This window comes from Nocardia alni, from assembly GCF_019038435.1.
GTDB lineage: Bacteria > Actinomycetota > Actinomycetes > Mycobacteriales > Mycobacteriaceae > Nocardia > Nocardia alni.
The window spans coordinates 1-517 of the sequence record NZ_JAGPOX010000334.1 but is presented as its reverse complement, the minus strand read 5'-3'; the positions used below and the strand labels follow the sequence as shown (position 1 = coordinate 517).

Annotated in this window: 1 protein-coding gene; it reads left to right on the top strand. The window is 63.6% G+C overall.

Translation table 11 applies throughout. The features are described from left to right. A partial coding sequence (locus JZ791_RS44215; protein WP_216903953.1) for a transporter substrate-binding domain-containing protein occupies nt 1-517 on the top strand: 517 nt, incomplete at both ends.

Genomic DNA, 517 nt, shown 5'->3' with positions numbered 1-517 from the left:
GTCTTCTCCCTCACCGACCCGATGACCGGCAAGACCACCGGCTTCGACGCCGGCCTGGCCGCGATGCTCGCCAAATACATCACCGGCAAACCGAACGTGAAACTCACACAGGTGCAAGTCGCCAGCCGAGAAGTGCTGCTACAGAACGGCGCGGTCGACACCGTCATCGCCACCTACACCATCACCACCGGACGTGCCAAGAAGGTTGCCTTCGCCGGCCCGTACTACTCCTCCGGCGACGCGATCCTGGTATCCAAGGGCAACACCGCGATCACCAAGGCCACCGACCTCGACGGCAAGACGGTCTGCACCGAGACCGCCTCCACCGCGGCAGGCGACATCGAACAGTTCGCGCCCTCGGCCAAACTGGTGCTGTTCGACACCAACGCCGAATGCGTCCAAGCCGTCGAACAGGGCCGCGCCGACGCCTACGTCCTGGACCAAGCACTACTACTGGGCGATGTATACCGCGAACCCGACAAGGTCAAAGTAGTCGGCCAGCCGTTCACCACCGAGC